Here is a 20870-nt window from a genome sequence, read left to right as displayed (position 1 = left end):
TGGCCGGGTGACCCAGCCCGAGGCCAAGAAGCCGGAACCCAAGAGCAGCCCCGACGAGCCGTGGCCGGTCCGCGTGGTCAGTCAGAAACTGGGCGCCTGGATCGCGAAACTCGGCTGGGTCTGGGTGGACGGGCAGGTCGCCCAGATCAGCCGCCGGCCCGGCTCGGGCGTGGTCTTCCTGACCCTGCGCGACCCCTCCGCCGACCTGAGCCTGACCGTGACGGCCCACCGCGACGTGCTCGACGCCGGCGCGCCGGAGCTGTCCGAGGGCGCCCGGGTCACCATGCACGCGAAACCGGAGTTCTATCCCGGCCGGGGCACGCTGAGCCTGCGCGCCGACGAGATCCGCCAGGTCGGCCTCGGCGAGCTGCTCGCCCGGCTGGAGCGGCTGAAGAAACTGCTCGGCGCGGAGGGCCTGTTCGCCCGCGACCGCAAGCGGCGGCTGCCGTTCCTGCCCGGCCGGATCGGGCTGATCACCGGGCGGGCCAGCGCCGCCGAGCGCGACGTGCTGATGAACACCCGACGCCGCTGGCCGGCCGTGGAGTTCCGGGTGATCAACGTGGCGGTGCAGGGCCCGACCGCGGTGCCGCAGATGATCGACGCGCTGAAGGTGCTGGACAACGACGACACGATCGACGTCATCGTGATCGCCCGGGGCGGTGGCAGCGTCGAGGACCTGCTGCCCTTCTCCGACGAGGCGCTCTGCCGGGCGGTCTTCGCGGCGCGCACCCCGGTCGTCAGCGCGATCGGGCACGAGACCGACGCGCCGCTGCTGGACTACGTGGCCGACCTGCGCGCCTCCACCCCGACCGACGCCGCCAAGCGGATCGTGCCGGACCTCGCCGACGAGCTGCGCCTGATCGAGCACGCCCGCAACCGGCTGGACCGCGCGGTGCTCGGCCTGATCGACCGGGAGCGGCACCGGATCGAGTCCTGGCGCTCCCGGCCGGTGCTGGCCCGCCCGGAGTCGCTGATCGACCAGCGCGCCGCCGAGGTGGGCGCGCTGCGTGACCGGGCCGGGCGCAGCCTGGAGCACCGGCTGCGCCGCGCCGACGACGACCTGCGGCACACCGTGGCCCGGCTGCGCGCGCTGTCACCGGCGGCGACGCTGCAGCGCGGCTATGCGATCGTGCAACGCGCCGACGGCCACGTGGTCCGCGCCGCGGACGAGGTGGCCGCGGCCGACCTTCTTCGGATCCGGCTCGCGTCCGGCGAGCTGGCGGCAAGAGTAGGAAGTGACGAGTGAGCGACGAGAACCTCAGCTACGAGCAGGCCCGCACCGAGCTGGCGTCCGTGGTGGAGCGTCTGGAGCAGGGCGGCGGGAGCCTGGAGGAGTCGCTCGCCCTGTGGGAGCGCGGCGAGAAACTGGCCGACGTCTGCCAGCGCTGGCTGGACGGCGCCCGGGAGCGGATCGAGGCGGCCCGGGCGGCCCGGCCCGGCGACTGAGAGGCAGCCCGGCCCGGCGGCTGAGAGGCGGTCAGCGGAGCGCGGCCGCCAAGGTCTCCATGTCCTCGCGGTCGGTCTCGCCGATGAGCAGGATGGTCCGGTTCTGCTCGGTGACGATGAACGCGGTCTCTCCGGGCCGCCCGGAGTACGTCATCCAGGTGCGGTTCCCGGCGCGGAACGTGCCGGTCCGCTTGCCCTTCTCGCCCACCTCGGCGGGCACCAGGGTCGCGGCCGGCACCGTGCTCTGCACCAGCAGGATCGGGTCGGCGTCCGGGTCGACGTAACCGAGACGCAGGGTCGCCCCGCCGTTCTCCTCGCGGAAGGTGGCGGACGTGACGTACCAGTCCTCGCTCAGGCCGGCCGGCTGGACCACGGTGAACTGCCGCGACGCCGACTGGATCGCGCTGGTCGTGTCCTTCGGAATCGGCTTGTCGCCGTCCAGGACCACCTTCCAGAAGATCATCACCAGCGCGATCGGCACGAGCAGCACCAGCAGCGAATAAGCCATGTCGCGGGGGCGGCGGCCCTCTTTCGGGGCGAGCCGCGCGGGCGCGGGTGCGGGGACAGACGTCGCGGGTTCCACGAACCCATTGTTAACCATGTCGCTGAACCGAGACTTGGCACGTCCTCGGATGCCAGGATCGGAGGACTTGACAGCCCCGCAACGTCGCGAGGAGGCCGCCGTGCCAGCCCGAGTCCCCCAGGACCTCGACCGCAACATCGCCCTCGACCTCGTCCGAGTCACCGAAGCGGCCGCCATGGCCGCCGGTCGCTGGGTCGGCCGTGGTGACAAGAACGGCGGTGACGGCGCCGCCGTCGACGCCATGCGCAAGCTCATCAACTCGATCCAGATGCGCGGTGTCGTCGTCATCGGCGAGGGTGAGAAGGACGAAGCGCCGATGCTCTTCAACGGGGAGCAGGTCGGCGACGGCACCGGGCCGGAGGTGGACGTCGCGGTCGACCCGGTGGACGGCACCACCCTGATGAGCAAGGGGATGCCGGGCGCCGTCGCGGTCCTCGCGGTCGCCGAGCGGGGCGCGATGTTCGACCCGAGCGCCGTGTTCTACATGGAGAAGATCGCGGTCGGCCCGGACTGCGCCGACGTGATCGACATCAACGCCGGCGCCACCGAGAACCTCAAGCGCATCGCGAAGGCGAAGCGGTCCAGCGTCTCCGACGTGACGGTGTGCATCCTGGACCGTCCCCGGCACACGAAACTGGTCGAGGAGGTCCGGCACGCCGGCGCGAACATCAAGTTCATCTCGGACGGCGACATCGCCGGGGCCATCTCGGCGGCCCGCGAGGAGTCCGACGTGGACGTGCTGATGGGCATCGGCGGCACCCCGGAGGGCATCACCGCGGCGTGCGCGCTCAAGTGTCTCGGCGGCATGATCCAGGCGAAGCTGTGGCCGCACGACGACGCGGAGCGGGAGCGGGCGATCGCCGCCGGGCACGACCTGGACCGGGTGCTCGCCACCGACGACCTGGTCACCGGCGACAACTGCTTCTTCGTGGCGACCGGCGTGACCTCCGGTGACCTGCTCAAGGGGGTGCGTTACCGGTCCGGCGGGGCGCACACCCAGTCGATCGTGATGCGGTCCAAGAGCGGCACGATCCGGGTGATCGACTCGTATCACCGGCTGGAGAAGCTCGCGCTCTACTCAGCGGTGGACTTCGACGGGCACCTGCCCACGCTCTAGCTCTAGCCGGAGACGGGTGGTCGGCATCGGTCAGCGCCGGCGGCGGAACAGCACCGCCGCCAGCGCGCCGCCGACCAGGCCGAGCAGGTGTCCCTGCCAGGAGACCCGGGCGTCGGTGGGCAGGATGCCGTAGAGCTGGTACCAGTACAGCAGGCCGATGAAGACGGCCACCGCGAAGTTCCACCAGCTGCGCTCGACCAGGCCGCGGGTGAGCAGCAGCCCCAGATAGCCGAAGATCACGCCGCTGGCGCCGACCACGACGCTCTGCGGGTCGCCGATGAACCACACGCCCAGCCCGGCCACCGCCATGATCACCACGGTCGACCAGATGAACCGGCGCATCCCGCCGGCCAGCACGAACGTGCCGAGCAGGATGAGCGGCACCGCGTTGCCGTAGAGATGCTCCCAGTCGGCGTGCAGGAACGGGCTGAACAGCACCCCGTCGAGGCCCTGGACGTGGCGCGGGATGATGCCGCCGGCCACGTCGAGCGTGCCGGGACCGAGGCCGACGTCGATCGCCTCGATCAGGAAGAGCCCCGGGACGACCGCGCACATCGTCACGAACGCCCGGCCCAGCGACGCGTAGAACGCGTCGGTGCCGAATCTCGCCGCTTCGTCCTCGCGTGCCTGCGCCCAGCCGTACGCCATCCTCCGATGGTGGCAGGCCGGCGCATCCCCGGCCACCCGGGCGGCTCAGCCGAGCTTGACGATGGCCGCCCGGATCTCGCCGCGGAACGTCGAGACCTGGGTGTAGACGCCGAAGTAGCCGTCCCGCGCGCAGCCCAGTCCCCAGCTGACGATGCCGACCTGCCGCCACGTGCCGGCCGCGTCGCGGCGCACCATCGGCCCACCGGAGTCGCCCTGGCAGGTGTCGACGCCGTGCCGGCCGGCGCAGATCGACTCGTCCCGGACCAGATCCACCCCGGCCTGCCGGTACGCCTTCGCGCACTCCGCGTCCTCGATGATCGGCACTTCGGCGTAGTGCAGCCGCCGTTCCTGCCGCAGCGAGCTCTCCCGGGTCTGTCCCCAGCCCATCACCGTGAACGGGCCCTGGTCGCCGCTGGCGTCCTCGGGCAGTTCGAGGGTGGGCAGGTCGAGCGCGCGTTCCAGCCGGACCAGGGCCCAGTCCTCGCCCTCGGTCTCGGTCACGAACCCGGGCGACCGGAAGACCTCGACCGACTTCACCGTGACCGCGTCCTCGGCTTTCAGGTCGGCCGAGCCCGCGGTCACGGTGATCCGGCGGTTCGGGCCCGTCGGGCCGACGCAGTGCCCGGCCGTGAGGACCAGGCGGGGAGCGGTGAGCGCGCCGCCGCACCCCATCGAGAGCCGCACCGCCCAGGGGAACTTGCCGGGGGTGGCGATCTCGCCGCCGATCACCTCGGGGATGCGCGGGTCCGCGTGGGCCGGTGCGGCGCCGGCGGGCAGCGCGACCGCCACGGCCGCGACAAAGGAAGCCACATATCGGACCATACGGACATTGGATCACAGCAAAACAGGGCTGCGCGGCGTGCCGCGCAGCCCTGTTTAGGTCAGATCAGTACCAGCCGACGTTCTGCGAGTGGCTCCACGCGCTGCACGGGGTGCCGTACCGGCCCTTGATGTAGCCGAGGCCCCACTCGATCTGGGTCGCCGGGTTGGTCTTCCAGTCCGAGCCGGCCGACGCCATCTTGCTGCCGGGCAGCGACTGCGGGATCCCGTACGCGCCGGAGCTGCGGTTGGTGGCCTTGTAGTTCCAGCCACTCTCCTTCTTCCACAGCTTGTCCAGGCAGGGGAACTGGGAGAGACCGAAACCGGCGTCGAGCGTCATCGCGCAGCCGATCTTGCGGCTGCCGCTGTACTCGTTGCAGGACTCCGGGATGTCGCCGGTGTAGGCCACCGGCCCGCCGGCCTCCGCGGCCTCGGCCTTCTTCTTCTCCTCGGCCGCCTTCTTCTCGGCGGCCTCGGCGGCGATCGCCTTCTTCTCCAGCGTCCGCGCCTTGGTGGCCGCGGTCTTCGCCTCGGTCGCCGCCTTGGACGCCGCGGCATCCTCCGCCTGGCTCCGGACGGCCCGGGCCGCGGCGTGCTGCGCCTGGCGCTGCTTGAGCAGCTGCATCTCGTCGGCGTCCGCCTGAAGGACGAGCTGGGACGTGGCGCTCTGCTGCTCGAGTTCCCGGTTCTGTCCGAGGTAGACGCCGCCGACCAGACCGGTCACCAGCAGACCCACGGATGCCGCACGAACTCCGAGCCGGCTCCAGAGCCGCTTCACGAAGAATCCCTTCGTCGGGGGCAATGACGCGGCGCGTCTCCACCGTCACTGAGTGGAACCGCGCCGCGAGCACCGCGACCCCGCTGGGCCGCCGCCTCGAACTCCGAGGGGGTGGCCCGAAGTCGATCTCCGACCACGTTGCCACTCGATGGCGCTCGCGGAACACCATGGCGCAACGTGAAGTGGATGTGAAATGCCAACGCGGTCTTGTGACTTTAGTCACACGATTTTTTATCTCAATCCGGCACAAAGTCCCGCGCTGGCGTCATCTCACCGGGGGATCACAGGGGGATCTCCTCCAGCAGGTCGGTGACCACCTCGGCGATCGGCGATCGCTCCGAACGGGTCAGCGTGACATGGGCGAAGATCGGATGCCCCTTCAGCGCTTCGATGACGGCGGTGACACCGTCGTGCCGGCCGACCCGCAGATTGTCACGCTGAGCCACATCGTGGGTGAGCACCACCCGCGAGTTCTGGCCGATCCGGGACAGCACGGTCAGCAGCACGTTGCGCTCCAGCGACTGCGCCTCGTCCACGATGACGAACGCGTCGTGCAGGCTCCGGCCCCGGATGTGGGTCAGCGGCAGCACCTCGAGCATGCCGCGGGCCATGACCTCCTCGACGACGTTGGCGTGGGCGACCGCGCCGAGCGTGTCGAAGACGGCCTGCGCCCAGGGCGACATCTTCTCCGCCTCGCTGCCGGGCAGATAGCCGAGCTCCTGGCCGCCGACCGCGTAGAGCGGGCGGAACACCACCACCTTCTTGTGGCGATTGCGCTCCATCGTCGCCTCCAGGCCGGCGCAGAGCGCCAGCGCGGACTTGCCGGTGCCGGCCCGGCCGCCGAGCGAGACGATCCCGATCGACTCGTCGAGCAGGATGTCCAGCGCCACCCGCTGCTCCGCGGAGCGGCCGCGCAGGCCGAACGCGTCCCGGTCGCCGCGTACCAGCTTGACGGTCTTGTCCGGGTTGACCCGGGCCAGCGCCGAGCCGCGTGGCGAGTGGATCACCAGGCCGGTGTGGCAGGGCAGGTTCTCCGCCTCGTCGACCTCCAGCTCGTCGCCGGCGTAGAGCGCGACCACCTGCTCCTCGGTGAGCTGCAGGTCGGCCATGCCGGTCCAGGTCGGGTCGCTGGCCTGGCCGTGCCGGTACTCGTCGGCGGTGATGCCGACCGAGGCGGCCTTCACCCGCAGCGGCATGTCCTTGCTGACCAGCGTGACGTCCCGGCCCTCCGCGGCCAGCCCGAGCGCCACCGAAAGGATCCGGGTGTCGTTCGAGTCGTTGCGGAAGCCGAGCGGCAGCACACTCTGATCGGCGTGGTTCAGCTCGACCCGCAGCGTGCCGCCCTCGTCGTTGCAGAGCACCGGCTGGTCGAGGCGGCCGTGCTTGATCCGCAGCTCGTCCAGCATGCGCAGCGACTGCCGGGCGAACCAGCCCAGCTCGGGGTGGTGACGTTTGCCCTCCAGTTCGGAGATGACCACGAGCGGAACGACGACCTCGTGGTCGGTGAACCGGCGGAACGCCGCCGGGTCGGACAGCAGGACCGAAGTGTCCAGGACGAAGACACGACCGGCCGGGGCCGGCTCCGCGTCGGCGTGCCGGTCCCGCGCCCTGCGGCGCGGCGTCGTGGCACGGGTCTTGGTCACCTTGTCGGCCGGGTCGGAGTTCGAGGCGACACCGGCATCGGTACGGCGAGATGTCACAGGCCTGCTCCAGCGGGCGTGCAACCCGCCACCCGCGGTCCGCCACCTCCGGCCGCCGGCACATGCACAGGGACGGATTGCGGGCCCTGTGGCGCAAGTTGTCGCTGGTCCGGGCCGGCCGGCTGGCTCGGGATGACCCCGTGCCATACCGGAGACGCTAGCGGTCAACTGCGTCCTGCGGTAGTGCGCAAAATCGGGCACCGAGGGGTGACGCTCGCCCCAGGCGACATCATCACGCATGAAAGTCGACCATCCGCGGGTAATCTGAGCCCGTGGCTGAGAGCACTCGTCCGACACATCCGCCGACCACCGACGAGGCCTGGGCTTTCACCGCCGGGAGAGCCTCGTCGACCACGTTCTTCTTCGATTTCGACGGTGTCCTGTCACCGGTCACCGACGATCCCGACGCCTCGCAGCCGGTTCCCGCCGTCCTCGGCGTGCTGGAGCGGCTGGCGTCCGTGGTGGCCCGTGTGGCGATCGTCTCAGCCCGGCCGGTGAGCTTCCTGCGCTCGCGGTTCGAGTCCCTCGAGGGCGTCGACCTCTACGGGCTGTACGGGCTCGAGGTGTGGCACGACGGTCAGGTGGTGACCGAGCCGGCGGCGCTGGAGTTCGTCCCCACCATGGACCGCCTCGCCGAGCAGGCCCGCACCGAGCTGCCCGCCGAGATCCTGGTGGAGTACAAGCGGCTCTCCGTCGCCCTGCACTACCGGACCGCGCCCGACCTGGCCCGGACCGTCGAGCGCTGGGGCCACGAGCAGGCCGAGCGGCTCGGCCTGCGGATCCAGGGCGGCCGGATGGTCGTCGAGCTCAAGCCCCCGGTCGACCAGGACAAGGGCATGGTCATCACCGAGGGCGTGCGCAACGCCGGCTGCGCGTGGTACTTCGGCGACGACATGTCCGACATCAAGGCGTTCGACGCGCTGCGCGCCCGGGAGGCCGTCGACCCGGGCTTCTTCGGCATGGCGGTGGCCGTGGCGAACCCGGAGACCGGGGCCGAGGTGTCCAGCGCCGCCGACCTGACGCTGGACTCGCCGGAGGCCGTGGCCACCTTCCTCAGCGAGGGGCTGAAGCGCTTCTAGGCGCCGTAACGGCGCTGCCGGTTGCCGTACGACCGCAGCGCCCGCAGGAAGTCGATGCGGCGGAAGTCCGGCCAGTTGGCGTCGTGGAAGTAGAACTCCGAGTTCGCCGACTGCCACAGCAGGAAGCCGGAGAGCCGCTGCTCGCCGCTGGTCCGGATGACCAGGTCCGGGTCGGGCTGGCCACGGGTGTAGAGGTGCTCGGCGATGTGCTCCACGTCGAGGATCTCGGCGAGCTCCTCCACGGTGCCCCCGGTCGCGGCGTGCTCGTAGAGCAGCGAGCGCACCGCGTCGGTGATCTCCCGCCGTCCGCCGTAGCCCACCGCCATGTTGACCTCGACGCCGTCGCGGCGGTCGCGGGTCTTCTCCTGCGCCGCCTTCAGCGTGGCGGCCGTCGCCGAGGGCAGCACGTCGAGCGCGCCGACCATCCGCAGCCGCCACGGGTTGCCGTCCTCGGCCAGCTCGGTCGCGAGATCCTCGATGATCTTCACGAGCGGGTCGAGCTCGGCGGCCGGGCGCTGCAGGTTGTCGGTCGCCAGCAGGTAGAGCGTGACATGCTCGATGCCGGCCTGGTCGCACCAGGTCAGCAGCTCCTTGACCCGGGTCGCGCCGACCCGGTGCCCGTCGTTGGGGTCGACGAAGCCCATCTCGCGGGCCCACCGGCGATTGCCGTCGCACATGACGCCGACGTGCCGGGGCACGGGCTTGCCGACGAGCTTCCCGGCCAGCCGCCGCTCGTAAATGGAATAGATCAGAGAACGCAGACTCATCACCGCAAAGGGTAGCCATCCCCGCTGAGGGCTCAAGCGGGGACGGCCCGCCAGTGCACCATCCGCGTCGCGATGCGTCCGATCGTGCGAACGTCGAGCAGTCCGTCCGCGAGCCCGAGCTCCACCATCCGGGCGAACGTGCCGGGATCGGCGGCGGCCGCGGTGACGGCGGCGTCGGCCACGTGCGGCCACGCGGTGAGCCGGGCCGCGAGCCCCGAGTGCCGCAGATGGCGCCCGAGCCGGCGGCGCAGCGCCTCGGCGTACCGCCGGGCCACGTCGCGTGGCCCGCGTGCCGCTTCCGCGCCGGCCAGCGCTCCGGACAGCACGGCGTAGAAGATCCCCTCGCCGGTCAGCGGGTTGATCAGGGAGAGCGCGTCGCCGGCGAGCAGCATCCGGCCGCGGCCCGCCACCGGCCGGGCGGTCGACAGCGGCAGGTGGTGCCCGCGCACGCTCACCGGCTCGGCGCCGGGCAGCAGCACGGCGAGCCGATTGCGCAGGTACGCCCGGGACAGCGGCCGCCCCCGCAACAGCTCCCCGTATCCCACGTTGGCGGTGCCGTCGCCGATCGGGAACTGCCAGGCGTACGCCGGCCAGCGCTGCCGGGTCGTGATGATGACCTGCTCACCGGTGTCCGCGGCCGGCGCGTAGCCGCGGATCGCGATCGCCAGGTGCCCGGCCGGGTTCGCGCCGTGGCCGAGGCTGCGCCGCACCACCGATCCGGCGCCGTCCGCCCCGATCAGCACCCGCGCCCGGTACCTCTCGTCGATCACGACGGGGTCGTCACCCCGTACCCTCCGGGTGGTGTGCCGGCGCCACTCGGCGCCACCCGCCACCGCCGCACGGACCAGGCGCTCGTCGAAGATCCGCCGGGGCACGGTGTGCGCCGGGCGCGGCAGCGGCCGGGCCACCGCGGCGCCGCCGGGCGCCACCAGCCGCAACCGTTCCACCTGCCGGAAGCCTCGCACCGGGTCCGGCACGCCGAGGCCGGTCAGCACGTCGACGGCCTCAGCCGCGATCCCGTCGCCGCACGGCTTGTCCCGCGGGAAGTCCGCCCGGTCCAGCAGCAGCACGCTCGCGCCGCCCCGCAGCGCGGCCAGGGCGGCGGCCGAACCGGCCGGCCCGGCACCGATCACCGCAACGTCATAGACGTCCATGACGCCACGATGTCACTCCGGCGCCGGGCCGGGCAGGGTCAGGCGTCGGCCAGGCGGGCCCGCAGCGCGTCCAACTCGGCCCAGAGCACGGCCGGCAGCTTGTCACCGAACTTGGTGAACCACTCGGTGACCTGCGGGATCTCGGCCAGCCACTCCTCCGGGTCGACCCGGAGCACGGCTTCCACCGCGGCCGGATCGATGTCCAGGCCGGTCAGGTCGAGCGACTCGGGCGTCGGCACGTGGCCGATCGGGGTCTCCACCGCGTCGGCCTTGCCGTCCAGGCGCTCGACGACCCACTTGAGCACCCGGCTGTTCTCGCCGAAGCCCGGCCAGAGGAACCCGCCGTCGGCGTCCCGGCGGAACCAGTTCACGTAGAAGACCTTGGGAAGCTTGTCGGCGTCGCCGGAGGCGCCCTTCGCCATGTCGATCCAGTGCTGGAAGTAGTCACCGGCGTGGTAGCCGATGAACGGCAGCATCGCCATCGGGTCCCGGCGCACCACACCGACCTGGCCGACCGCGGCGGCCGTGGTCTCGCTGGAGAGCGTGGCACCGAGGTAGACGCCGTGCACCCAGTCGCGGGCCTCGCTGACCAGCGGGATCGTGGTCTTGCGGCGGCCGCCGAAGAGGATCGCGTCGATCGGCACGCCCCGCGGGTCGTGGTACTCCTCGGCGAGGATCGGGCACTGCTCGATCGGGGTGCAGAACCGGCTGTTCGGGTGGCTGGAGACGGCGTCGGACTCCGGCGTCCAGTCGTGGCCCTTCCAGTCGGTCAGGTGCGCGGGCGGCTCGCCCATGCCCTCCCACCAGATGTCGCCGTCGTCGGTGAGCGCCACGTTGGTGAAGACCGAGTTGCCCTTGGCGAGCGTCCGCATCGCGTTCGGGTTGGTGTGGAAGTCGGTGCCGGGCGCGACGCCGAACAGCCCGAACTCCGGGTTGGTGGCCCAGAGCCGGCCGTCCTCGCCGAACCGCATCCAGGCGATGTCGTCGCCGACCGTCTCGACCTTCCAGCCGGGCAGCGTCGGCTCCAGCATGGCCAGGTTGGTCTTGCCGCACGCCGACGGGAACGCGCCGGCGATGTAGCGGACCTGGCCCTCCGGCGAGGTGAGCTTCATGATCAGCATGTGCTCGGCGAGCCAGCCCTCGTCACGGGCGGCCACGCTGGCGATCCGCAGCGCGTAGCACTTCTTGCCGAGCAGCGAGTTGCCGCCGTAGCCGGACCCGTACGACCAGATCTCGCGGGTCTCCGGGAAGTGCGAGATGTACTTGGTCTCGTTGCACGGCCAGGCGACGTCCTGCTCCCCGTCGGCGAGCGGCGCGCCGATCGAGTGCAGGCACGGCACGTAGTCCGCGTCGTCGCCCATCGCGCTCAGGACCTCTGCCCCCATCCGGGTCATGATGCGCATGCTGGAGACGACGTACGGGCTGTCGGTCAACTCGACACCGAACATCGGGTTCTCGGCGTCGATCGGGCCCATGCAGAACGGGACCACGTACATCGTGCGGCCCCGCATGGATCCCCGGTACAGCTCCGTCATGAGCTGCTTCATCTCGGCCGGAGCCATCCAGTTGTTGGTCGGACCGGCGTCCGCCTCGTCGACCGAGCAGATGAAGGTCCGCTCCTCGACACGCGCGACGTCCGACGGGTCGGTGCGTGCCCAGAACGAGTTCGGTTTCTTCTCCGGGTTGAGGCGGACCAGCGCTCCGGAGTCGACGAGCTCGTCGGTGAGCCGGGTCCATTCGGCCTCCGAACCGTCGCACCAGACGATCCGGTCGGGCGTTGTCAGGGCGGCGACCTCGTCCACCCAGGCCAGCAGGCGGGGATGCGAGGTAGGGGGCAGAGACAAGATGAAGCTCCTTCGGTCGGCACTGACCAATGACGAATCGGCCGGTCGAGTCCGGCTCTGTCATGGGAGTCACATGAGCGTAAGCCCGACAGCGCATGGAGTTCATCGGTAGAACCTGTGGACAACCGCACAATCTATGGTTGCGATGCGCGCAGACGATCGATTCTTCGCCTCTTGGTGCACCTGCGCGCAGCCTCGCCGCATCCCGGCTCGAGGCACACCGTCGCTGATGGCAACTTTCACAAAACGGACTTAACGCCTTAGACTTTCACCTAATCGGGCTTTCCTCGCAATTCTGGCCACTTCCCCCGCTGGTCCGGCCACAGGAGGCGGAATGACGACCCCCGGCAACGACGCGGACTCGGACACCGACTTGCTGAGCGCCGTCCGGGCGGGCGACACTGCCGCGTTCGGCACGCTCTACGAGCGGCACCACGCGGCCGTGCGGCAGTTCGCGTACGGGCTGGTCCGCGACCCGGCCGACGTGGACGACCTGGCCGCCGAGACGTTCGCCAAGGTGTTCGCGACCCTGCGGGCCGGACGCGGGCCGCTCGTCGCGTTCCGCGCCTACCTGCACACCACCATGCGGCACGTCTGCTACCAGCGCGCCAAGGTGGATCGCCGGCTCGAGTTCACCGACGATCTGACCCGGTACGACGCCGGCGAGCCGTACACCGACCCGGCGCTGGAACGGCTGGAACGCGCGTACGCCGCGGCCGCGTTCCGGCAGCTCCCCCCGCGCTGGCGCGACGTGCTGTGGCAGACCGAGGTGGAGGGCTCGACACCGGCCGAGCTGGCGCCGCGCATGGGTCTCACGCCGAACGCCGTGGCCGTTCTCGCCCATCGTGCCCGCGAGGGGCTGCGCAGCCTCTATCTGCAGCAGCACGTGACCGCTGCCGATCACCCGGAATGCCGGTGGGCCGGCGAGCGGCTGGGCGGCCAGGTCCGCGGCCGGCTCGCCGCCCGCGACGCCCACCGCATGCGCACCCACCTGGCCTGGTGCGCCGAATGCCGGGGCCGGCTCGCCGAGATCCGGGAGGTCGACGGATTCCGGCACACAGCGTTACGCCAGCGTCACCATGCCGGGACCCACGGTTAAGACTCGGCGGCGACGCACGAAAGAGAAGGCAGCGCGGACAGCGGCAGGTGACGGCCACAGGTACCCTCGGTCCCGTGCCTCCCAACCCGGCGCAGCCGCCCAGCCTGCGCACACGCCTGCAGGCGCTCGTCCGTGAGCTGGGCAAGTTCGGCACGGTCGGCAGCATCGCGTTCGCCATCGACCTGGCCATCTTCAGTGTCCTGCGCGGTTCCGGCACGGAACCACTGCTGGCCAAGACCATCTCCACGGTGATCGCGACGACCGTCGCCTTCTTCGGAAACAGGTTCTGGACCTGGCGTCACGGCCAGCACACCCACATGGCCCGGCAGTACACGCTGTTCTTCGTGATGAACGCGATCGGCCTGGGCATCTCACTGGCCATCCTCGCGCTCAGCCACTACGGCCTCGGCCGGATCTGGCCGGTGTTCGAGAGTCAGCTCGCGGACACCATCTCGGGCCAGTTCGTGGGCACCGCGTTGGCTACCATGTTCCGCTTCTGGTCATACCGCCGCTTCGTCTTCCGGGTCACCGGCGACTCGGGCAAGGACGAGGCCGCGACCGCCGGAGACCCGCCGGACCAGAGCGTGGCGCCGTCGTCGTCGTCCGCACACTAACCCCGGCGTCACTGCCCCTGTACCCGTAAGGTTGTCCAATGCCCTCAGCCAGCACGCTGACGGAACGCCTGCGCCGCCTCGCCCCGGAGGCCATGGCCTTCGGCATCATCGGCGCCGGCAACACGCTGCTCTACATGGCGATCACCTACGTCCTGCTCGACATCGGCGCCGTGAAGGCCAGCGTCATCGGCACGGTGGTCACCACCACGCTGGCGTACCTGGCGAACCGGTACTGGACGTACCGGAACCACACCCGCACCGCGCTGCGCCGGGAGTACACGCTCTTCTTCGGGTTCAACCTGATCGGCATGCTGATCCAGTCCGGCGCCATCGCCATCGGCAAGTACGGTTTCGGCCTCACCGAGGAGCACGACGAGCTGCTCTTCATGACGGCCACCGTGATCGGCATCGGCATCGCCACGGTCTTCCGCTTCTGGGCGTACCGCACGTTCGTCTTCCTCAAGCCGCCGGTCGACGGCCACGAAGCGGCGATCACCGAGCTGGACGCGACGGCCGGGCTCGCCGAGCTCAGCGCCGTCGATGAACCGGGCAGCGTCGCCCGCCTGGACCTGCAGGCAGAGCTCGACGCCCGCTGAGACCCTTCTCAGCGGACCTCTTCAGCGCCGGAACAGGCCGCGACGCGGCTCCGGCGCTGTTTGCTCTTCCGGCTCCTCCTCGGCCTCGTCCTCGGGCTCGGCCGGGCTGTGCTCGATCAGCTCGTAGAGCGTCGTCTGCACCCGCTGGGCGTGCGGCAACCCGGCCAGCACCGCGCTCTGGTCGCCGATCGAATCGATCGTCAGCGTGCCGCTGCCCAGCATCCGGTCCAGCACCGACTGGGCCAGCGCGTGGTCGTTCACCCGGTTCAGCGGCAGGTCGCGACGCTCCCGGACGAGCACGCCGTGCTGCAGCAGGATCCGCTCGTTGGTGAAGACGTAGTGGATGAAACGCCAGATCACCAGCGGGCGCACCCCGTACCGCAGCGAGTTCCAGAGCAGGATCGCGGAGATCAGCCACAGGGCGACAGTGCCGCCCTCGGTGTCCGGCAGCATGACCCAGGCGAGGATCTCGCCGGTCAGCGCGAGCAGCAGGACCGCGACCGGCGCCACCGCCGCCTTCCAATGCGGAGCGAGATGGAGGACGACCTCCTCCTCCTCGGTGAGCACATCCTCCGGGAACGCCACGCGGTCAGCGTACGTGCAACACGTCACCCGCTGAGACCCGATGTTCCGTGCCGTCCACCGTACGGATCACCAACTGGCCGTCCCGGTCCACCGTGGCCGCCTCGCCGGTCAGCTCACCCCCGCTCGGCAGCAGCACCCGGACCTCGCGGCCGATCGTGGCGCAGCCCCGGCGGTACTCAGCGGTCAGCCCGCACATCTCGGCGTCGCCGCCCGCCTCCCGCCAGCCCTGGTACCACCGGGCGAACCCGCGCAGCAGCGCCCGCAGCAGCGGGTCCCGGTCGATGTTCTCGGCGCCGGCCACCCGCAGCGAGGTGGCCGCCACACCGTTCGTCGGGGGCAGCTCCTCCGGGTACGTGCTGACGTTCAGCCCGATGCCGACGACTATCGCGTCGCCGGCCACCTCGGCCAGGATGCCGGCGCACTTGCGGTCGTCGACGAGGAGGTCGTTCGGCCACTTCAGGGCCGCCTCGACGCCGGCCACCCGGGTCACCGCCTCGCGCAGCGCCACCCCGGCCAGCAACGGCAGCCATCCGTACGATCCGGGCGGCACCGCCGGCCAGCCCCGCTCCGCATCCGGCGCCGAGGGTCGCAACAGGACACTGAGCGTCAAACCGGCGCGGGGTGGTGACGTCCACTGCCGGTCCCGGCGTCCCCGCCCGGCCGACTGGCTCTCGGCCACCACGACCAAGCCCTCCGGCTCGTCGCGCCGGGCCGCGTCGGCCGCGTCGGCGTTCGTCGAGCCGGTCTCGGTCCGGATGTCGAGCCGGGACCAGAAGCCACCCGGCACCACCAGGGCGCGGGTGAGCGCCCGGGCGGAGAGGGGCGGGCGGTCGAGGTCGGCATACGACGAGGAGGTCACCCTCGAAGCCTATGCCGGGCGCGACGTGCGGCCCGGCGCGGCGTGCGGCCCGGCGCGGCCTGCGGCATGCCCTGGTCGGCACGGCGGGCGGCCCGCCCTGGCTGGCCGCTTTCGGGGCTCGCGAGGGCGGCCTCGCTCGGGTGCCCTTTGATCAGGGCTGGGGGCCGGCCGCGTGGCGGCTCACGTAGCCGGATGCCGGCACGGCGGGGCGGGGACGCGGGCGGGGGCGGTCGTGACGGGAGCGGCCCTCCAGCCTCTCGGCGCGGTCGCGCCACGGGCGCTTCTCCTCGTGGTCACGCCAGGCCCGCCGCTCCTCACGGTCACGCCAGGAGCGGGGCACCCGGAGCGGGTTGTCGTCGGGTCCCGGGTTGGCGACGGATTCCGGGTTGGCGACGGATTCCGGCGGCCAGGTGGACGGCACGAGCGCGGTGGGCTCGGCTGCCTGCACCGGGGTGAGATCAAAACCGGTCGCCGGCTCGTAGGAGGGCACCTGCGGCAACCGTTCCACGGGCACCGGCCAGCCGTAGCCCCGGGCGGACGGCTCCGGGTCGGTGTAGAGGTCGTCCGGCACCGGGGTCCAGTACTCGCCGGACGGTGGGCGGTCGTCCAGAGCCGGATAGTTCGGGCGCACCCAGTTGCCGACGCGGTCGCCGTAATTTCGGTCCGATCGGTCCGGGGCGGGGCGGTGCCCGTACCCATGGAAAATGTCCGCGAAGCGGGCGTCGGTGCGGTGTTCGGCGTCGCGCAACGCCCAGAGGTCGCGCACCGGCTCGTCGACGGGGGCGAGGGCCGGGCGGGGTGCGGGTGGCGCGAAGGAGGCGTCGTAGCCGGGGTCGGCGTAATGGGGATCGGCGTAATCGGGTTCGTCGTCATATTCCGGATCGGTCACCTCGGGATCCGGTTCGTCGTCCTCGGGGATCTCGGGTTCCGGGTGGGCGAGGTGTTCCTCGTAGGCCGGGCCCTCGTAAGCGGGGTCCCGGTAGGCCGGGCCCTCGTAAGCCGGGCCTTCGTAAGCCGGGCCTTCGTAAGCCGGCTCCTCGTCGTCGGCCAGGCCGATCGTGGCGAGACCGGCCGGGGAGGACGCGGTCAACGATGGGCGGCCGCTGAAGGCCGCTGCGATCCTCCGACGACGGCGGGGCACCGGCGGCGCGGCAGGTGGGTGCGCCACAGCCGGGTGCGCGACAGGCGGGTGCGCGACAGGAGCCTGTTCCACCAGCGGATGCGGGACAGCCGCCTGCTCCACCAGTGGGGGCGCGGCCGGGCGTGCGGCTGGCGGTCGCGCAAGCGGCGGAGCAGCAAGGGGCAGAGGAGCAAGCGGCAGAGGAGCAAGCGGCGGAGCAGCCAGCGGCGGGGGCTCGATCGGCGCGGCGGGAGCCGGCGGGAGCTCCCGCGCAGCGGGCGCCGGACGGTCCTGCGTCGTCACGCGCCGGCGCCGAGAAGCCGAGCCGGTCCCACCGAAGATCACCGACCAGAAGCTGATCAATGTGGCGAGGCCGCCTGCGATGAGCGCGAATCCAGCCGCTGTCATCCAGTTCGTCACGGGGAGAGTAACGAATGGGGCATTGGGTATGAAACGCTCACGTAACGTCGCGCCCCGCCCCACCCGATCAGGCAGGCCCGAGATCGACCGGACCGGACCTGAACGCACACTTGGTTACGATCACCCCCGAGTGCATCGTCGCATCGGAGCGGGAGACCACCGTGACAACGCAGCCCGACATACACACGACCGCCGGAAAGCTCGCCGACCTCGCCCGCCGGACCGAGGAGGCCGTGCATGCCGGATCCGAGCGGGCCATCGAGAAGCAGCACGCCCGAGGCAAGAAGACCGCCCGCGAGCGCATCGAGATGCTGCTCGACAAGGACTCGTTCGTCGAGCTCGACGAACTGGCCCGGCACCGCTCTACCGCCTTCGGCCTGGACAAGAACCGGCCCTACGGCGACGGCGTCGTCACCGGCCACGGCACCATCGACGGCCGCCAGGTCTGCGTGTTCTCCCAGGACTTCACGGTCTTCGGCGGCTCGCTCGGCGAGGTCTTCGGCTCCAAGATCGTCAAAGTGCTCGACCTGGCCATGAAGATCGGCTGCCCGATCATCGGGATCAACGACTCCGGCGGCGCCCGGATCCAGGAGGGCGTGGTCGCGCTCGGCCTCTACGCCGACATCTTCTTCCGCAACGTACGGGCCAGCGGCGTCATCCCGCAGATCTCGCTGATCATGGGTCCCTGCGCGGGCGGCGCCGTCTACTCCCCGGCGATCACCGACTTCACCGTGATGGTCGACCAGACCTCGCACATGTTCATCACCGGACCCGACGTGATCAAGACGGTCACCGGTGAAGAGGTCGGCATGGAGGACCTCGGCGGGGCCCGCACCCACAACACCCGCTCCGGCAACGCCCACTACCTCGCCTCGGACGAGGAGGACGCGATCGAGTACGTGCGGGCGCTGCTCTCCTACCTGCCGAGCAACAACCTCGACGAGCCGGAGGTCTTCGAGTCGGACGCCGACCTCGCCGAGCCCGACAAGCACCTGGACACCCTGATCCCGGACTCGCCGAACCAGCCGTACGACATCAAGAAGGTCGTCGAGACCGTCGTCGACGACTTCCTCGAGGTCCAGCCGCTCTACGCGACGAACATCGTGGTCGGGTTCGGCCGCGTCGAAGGGCGACCCGTCGGCGTCGTCGCCAACCAGCCGCTCAGCCTCGCCGGCACGCTCGACATCGCCGCGTCCGAGAAGGCGGCACGGTTCGTCCGTACCTGCGACGCGTTCAACATCCCGGTCCTGACGTTCGTCGACGTGCCCGGCTTCCTGCCCGGCACCGGACAGGAGTGGGACGGCATCATCCGGCGCGGCGCCAAGCTGATCTACGCGTACGCGGAGGCGACAGTCCCCAAGGTCACCGTGATCACCCGCAAGGCGTACGGCGGCGCCTACGACGTGATGGGCTCCAAGCACCTCGGCGCCGACGTCAACTTCGCCTGGCCGACCGCGCAGATCGCGGTGATGGGTGCCCAGGGCGCCGTCAACATCCTCTACCGCGGCGAACTCGCCGCGGCCGACGACCCGGTCGCCCGCCGGGCCGAACTCATCCAGGAGTACGAGGACACCCTCGCCAACCCCTACATCGCGGCCGAGCGGGGTTACGTCGACGCGGTCATCCAGCCCTCACAGACCCGCGCACAGGTCACCAGGGCGCTACGGATGCTCCGCACCAAGCGCGAAACCCTGCCGCCCAAGAAGCACGGCAACATCCCCCTCTAAGCGCCTGGCCAGAAGTCTTTCCCGTATCCGTCGGGTAGCCATGGGGAGGTCCAGGGCGCTGCGGTGGTGAGGTTTTGGGCGTCGGTGCGGTGGCGGAAGAAGGCGTGGGCTTGTCGGACGCGGTCGGCGATGGTCGCTGGTGCGGTGTTGGCGGTGTATTGCTTGAGGACTGCCCAGATCCGTTCGACGGGGTTGTCCTGGGGGCTGTATCTGGCGCCGGTGATGACCTGCATGCGGGGGTTGTCAGCCAGCCAGCGTTGGGTGATTTTGCTGTGGTGGGTGGTGCCGTTGTCGCAGATCACCACCACTGTCGGGGCGTTCGGGTAGGCGTTGAGTAGTTGCTGCAGGAAGTAGCAGAAGACCACGGAGACGTTCTTGACGCTGACGTGGTGGTGGACGGTGCCGGTGGCGAGGTTGACGGCGCCGTGGACGCTGCGGCGCAGGTTGCTGCCGGGGGTCACGACCCGGTGGCGTAGGCCGGTGGGCATCCAGCAGGACCGGACGCGGGCGAGCAGGTCGAGGTGGGTTTCGTCTTCGGCGAGTACGACTGCGCCGGTGGGCAGGGCGGTGATGTGCTGGCGGATATCGGCGCAGATCTGGTCGCGGTCCGGGTCGCTTTTGGCGATCAGGCGGGGCCGGGACCAGCGGGCTTGTTCGCGGATGCGGCGGCGCATGGTGGACAGGCTCAGTTTCGGTCGTCCGAGGACCCGCCAGATCCGGGCGGTGGTCCAGGATCTCGGGGTTTGCAGGAGGCGGTGGATGCGTTCGCCGAGGCGTGGGCTGCCTTTGCGGGGGCGGCCTTTGCGGGGCCGATCGGGGAGGCCGGGCAGGCCTTCATGCTGATGACGGGTGATCCAGGCGCGGACCGTCTTAGGGTCGTAGGCGAGCACCTCGGCGATCTCGGAGGCGGACCAGCCGGCGGACGACAAGAGGATCATCACTATCCGGGTGGCGGTACGCCATTGGCCCTGCAGTGCGGTAATCAGTTCGGTGTGTTGCTGCTCGGTGAGCACGGCGTAACGGTGCGCGGGGCGCATACTGGCGTGAGACCTCGTCGTGGTGTCGGTTCCTGTGTGGAAACTCGATCGGACCCCACGACGAGGTCTTTATGTTGGTACGTCCCTCTAACCGAGCGCGTTACGTACCGAACTTCTGGCTACGCGCTTAGGGGGTCGCGGCGGGGAGCCACTGGCCGGCCAGCAGGACGGCGCCGGCCAGCAAGGCCACCAGGTTCACCACCAGGAAGACGCCCACCCAGAACATGGCGGGCAGGTGCGTGAGGCGGCTGAGCTGGTCGGCGTCCGAGTCACGCATGCGGCCGCGGCTGCGCAGCTTCTGCAGCTCGAAGACCGGGCGGACACCACCGAAGAGCAAGAACCAGACTCCCGCGTACGCGAAGACGGCCTGGACCTGGGCAGACGCGTACCAGGAGACGGCGAACACGATCGCCCCGGTGATCACGAGCGAGACCACGCCGAACAGGTTCCGGATGTTGATCAGCATGAGGAGCAGCAGCACCACGGCGAGCCAGAGCAGCAACGTGATCCGGTTGCCGCCGAGCAGCCAGGCGCCGAGCACACCCACCAGCGACGGCGCGATGTAGCCGCCGAGCAGGGTGAGGATCATCCCGGGGCCGGTCGGACGGCCGGCCGACAGCGTCAGGCCCGACGTGTCGAACTCCAGCCGGATGCCCCGCAGCTTGCGCCCGGTCAGCAGCGCGAACAGCGCGTGCCCGCCCTCGTGCGCGATCGTGACGGCGTTGCGGGCGATCCGCCACACCGGCCTGAACGCGACCGCGAGGAACCCGGCCACCGCGGTGAGCAGAACCAGCAAACCGGGTGGATCGGGCTGAGCTCCGAGAAGTTGGTCCCACAGGTCAGTCACACCGTCGATCGACAACACGCCGGGGACTGTA

General features: G+C 70.7%; 21 protein-coding genes. 8 read left to right on the top strand and 13 right to left on the bottom strand.

What is annotated here, in order from left to right:
* The first annotated feature begins 7 nt into the window (after nucleotides 1-7).
* Both xseA and AB0F72_RS27385 read left to right on the top strand, forming a co-directional pair.
* A complete protein-coding gene (gene xseA, locus AB0F72_RS27390) occupies nucleotides 8-1246 on the top strand; it encodes an exodeoxyribonuclease VII large subunit (RefSeq protein WP_360436521.1) in 1239 nt (412 codons plus the stop codon).
* Nucleotides 1243-1446 carry an exodeoxyribonuclease VII small subunit gene (locus tag AB0F72_RS27385; RefSeq protein WP_014447531.1) on the top strand — a complete coding sequence of 68 codons (204 nt, stop codon included), beginning with the start codon at nucleotides 1243-1245 and terminating at the stop codon, nucleotides 1444-1446. Before xseA ends, AB0F72_RS27385 begins: the two co-directional genes overlap by 4 nt.
* Nucleotides 1447-1477: 31 nt before the next feature.
* Here AB0F72_RS27385 and AB0F72_RS27380 read toward each other — a convergent pair whose 3' ends face one another.
* A complete protein-coding gene (locus tag AB0F72_RS27380) occupies nucleotides 1478-2029 on the bottom strand; it encodes a DUF4245 domain-containing protein (RefSeq protein ID WP_360436518.1) in 552 nt (183 codons plus the stop codon).
* A 100-nt stretch (nucleotides 2030-2129) separates the two neighbouring features.
* Here AB0F72_RS27380 and glpX point away from each other — a divergent pair, with 100 nt between their 5' ends.
* Complete coding sequence (gene glpX, locus AB0F72_RS27375) at nucleotides 2130-3146, top strand: class II fructose-bisphosphatase (protein WP_360436516.1); 1017 nt, start codon at nucleotides 2130-2132, stop codon at nucleotides 3144-3146.
* Between the two features lie 30 nt (nucleotides 3147-3176).
* Here glpX and AB0F72_RS27370 read toward each other — a convergent pair whose 3' ends face one another.
* The 4 genes from AB0F72_RS27370 to AB0F72_RS27355 all read right to left on the bottom strand — a co-directional run bounded on the left by AB0F72_RS27370 (nucleotide 3177) and on the right by AB0F72_RS27355 (nucleotide 7091).
* Nucleotides 3177-3794 (bottom strand): rhomboid family intramembrane serine protease, encoded by a 618-nt coding sequence (locus tag AB0F72_RS27370; RefSeq protein ID WP_360436514.1) that lies wholly within the window; start codon nucleotides 3792-3794, stop codon nucleotides 3177-3179.
* A 45-nt stretch (nucleotides 3795-3839) separates the two neighbouring features.
* Nucleotides 3840-4604: a serine protease gene (locus AB0F72_RS27365; RefSeq protein WP_360436512.1), complete on the bottom strand. Its 765-nt coding sequence runs from the start codon at nucleotides 4602-4604 to the stop codon at nucleotides 3840-3842.
* A 76-nt stretch (nucleotides 4605-4680) separates the two neighbouring features.
* Nucleotides 4681-5391: a lytic transglycosylase domain-containing protein gene (locus AB0F72_RS27360; RefSeq protein ID WP_360436510.1), complete on the bottom strand. Its 711-nt coding sequence runs from the start codon at nucleotides 5389-5391 to the stop codon at nucleotides 4681-4683.
* A gap of 281 nt (nucleotides 5392-5672) precedes the next feature.
* A complete protein-coding gene (locus tag AB0F72_RS27355; protein WP_360436508.1) occupies nucleotides 5673-7091 on the bottom strand; it encodes a PhoH family protein in 1419 nt (472 codons plus the stop codon).
* 272 nt (nucleotides 7092-7363) lie between these two features.
* Here AB0F72_RS27355 and otsB point away from each other — a divergent pair, with 272 nt between their 5' ends.
* A complete protein-coding gene (otsB, locus tag AB0F72_RS27350; RefSeq protein WP_360436506.1) occupies nucleotides 7364-8170 on the top strand; it encodes a trehalose-phosphatase in 807 nt (268 codons plus the stop codon).
* On the opposite strand, the gene AB0F72_RS27345 is transcribed toward otsB, so the two are convergent.
* The 3 genes from AB0F72_RS27345 to AB0F72_RS27335 are packed head-to-tail and all read right to left on the bottom strand — an operon-like array spanning nucleotide 8167 to nucleotide 11935.
* Entirely contained in the window at nucleotides 8167-8937 is a 771-nt protein-coding gene (locus AB0F72_RS27345; RefSeq protein WP_360436504.1) for an isoprenyl transferase, read from the bottom strand. The genes otsB and AB0F72_RS27345 overlap by 4 nt on opposite strands.
* A 32-nt stretch (nucleotides 8938-8969) precedes the next feature.
* Entirely contained in the window at nucleotides 8970-10091 is a 1122-nt protein-coding gene (locus AB0F72_RS27340; RefSeq protein ID WP_360436502.1) for a geranylgeranyl reductase family protein, read from the bottom strand.
* 38 nt (nucleotides 10092-10129) lie between these two features.
* Nucleotides 10130-11935 (bottom strand): phosphoenolpyruvate carboxykinase (GTP), encoded by a 1806-nt coding sequence (locus AB0F72_RS27335; RefSeq protein ID WP_360436500.1) that lies wholly within the window; start codon nucleotides 11933-11935, stop codon nucleotides 10130-10132.
* 334 nt (nucleotides 11936-12269) lie between these two features.
* Between AB0F72_RS27335 and AB0F72_RS27330 the strand changes: the two genes are divergently transcribed.
* From AB0F72_RS27330 to AB0F72_RS27320, 3 genes are all read left to right on the top strand, one after another.
* Nucleotides 12270-13034 (top strand): sigma-70 family RNA polymerase sigma factor, encoded by a 765-nt coding sequence (locus AB0F72_RS27330; protein WP_360436498.1) that lies wholly within the window; start codon nucleotides 12270-12272, stop codon nucleotides 13032-13034.
* A 74-nt stretch (nucleotides 13035-13108) separates the two neighbouring features.
* Entirely contained in the window at nucleotides 13109-13648 is a 540-nt protein-coding gene (locus AB0F72_RS27325) for a GtrA family protein (protein WP_360436496.1), read from the top strand.
* Between the two features lie 38 nt (nucleotides 13649-13686).
* The gene (locus AB0F72_RS27320) at nucleotides 13687-14244 is read left to right on the top strand and encodes a GtrA family protein (protein ID WP_360436494.1); all 558 of its coding nucleotides are present in this window, start codon (nucleotides 13687-13689) and stop codon (nucleotides 14242-14244) included.
* Between the two features lie 21 nt (nucleotides 14245-14265).
* On the opposite strand, the gene AB0F72_RS27315 is transcribed toward AB0F72_RS27320, so the two are convergent.
* From AB0F72_RS27315 to AB0F72_RS27305, 3 genes are all read right to left on the bottom strand, one after another.
* Nucleotides 14266-14829 carry a PH domain-containing protein gene (locus tag AB0F72_RS27315; protein ID WP_360436492.1) on the bottom strand — a complete coding sequence of 188 codons (564 nt, stop codon included), beginning with the start codon at nucleotides 14827-14829 and terminating at the stop codon, nucleotides 14266-14268.
* 4 nt (nucleotides 14830-14833) lie between these two features.
* Nucleotides 14834-15688, bottom strand: coding sequence for a biotin--[acetyl-CoA-carboxylase] ligase (locus AB0F72_RS27310; protein ID WP_360436490.1), 855 nt, complete (start codon nucleotides 15686-15688; stop codon nucleotides 14834-14836).
* Between the two features lie 151 nt (nucleotides 15689-15839).
* Nucleotides 15840-16778: a hypothetical protein gene (locus tag AB0F72_RS27305; protein WP_360436488.1), complete on the bottom strand. Its 939-nt coding sequence runs from the start codon at nucleotides 16776-16778 to the stop codon at nucleotides 15840-15842.
* A gap of 611 nt (nucleotides 16779-17389) precedes the next feature.
* Between AB0F72_RS27305 and AB0F72_RS27300 the strand changes: the two genes are divergently transcribed.
* Nucleotides 17390-18955 (top strand): acyl-CoA carboxylase subunit beta, encoded by a 1566-nt coding sequence (locus tag AB0F72_RS27300; protein WP_360436486.1) that lies wholly within the window; start codon nucleotides 17390-17392, stop codon nucleotides 18953-18955.
* Here AB0F72_RS27300 and AB0F72_RS27295 read toward each other — a convergent pair.
* Nucleotides 18952-19992, bottom strand: coding sequence for an IS630 family transposase (locus AB0F72_RS27295; RefSeq protein ID WP_360436484.1), 1041 nt, complete (start codon nucleotides 19990-19992; stop codon nucleotides 18952-18954). The two genes, AB0F72_RS27300 and AB0F72_RS27295, sit on opposite strands and share 4 nt — an antisense overlap.
* A gap of 127 nt (nucleotides 19993-20119) precedes the next feature.
* Nucleotides 20120-20857 (bottom strand): M50 family metallopeptidase, encoded by a 738-nt coding sequence (locus AB0F72_RS27290; RefSeq protein ID WP_360436482.1) that lies wholly within the window; start codon nucleotides 20855-20857, stop codon nucleotides 20120-20122.
* Nucleotides 20858-20870: the final 13 nt, after the last annotated feature.

The organism is Actinoplanes sp. NPDC023936, assembly GCF_040639325.1.
GTDB lineage: Bacteria > Actinomycetota > Actinomycetes > Mycobacteriales > Micromonosporaceae > Actinoplanes.
The sequence above is the reverse complement of the archived record's forward strand: the minus strand, read 5'-3'. Positions and strand labels throughout refer to the sequence as shown.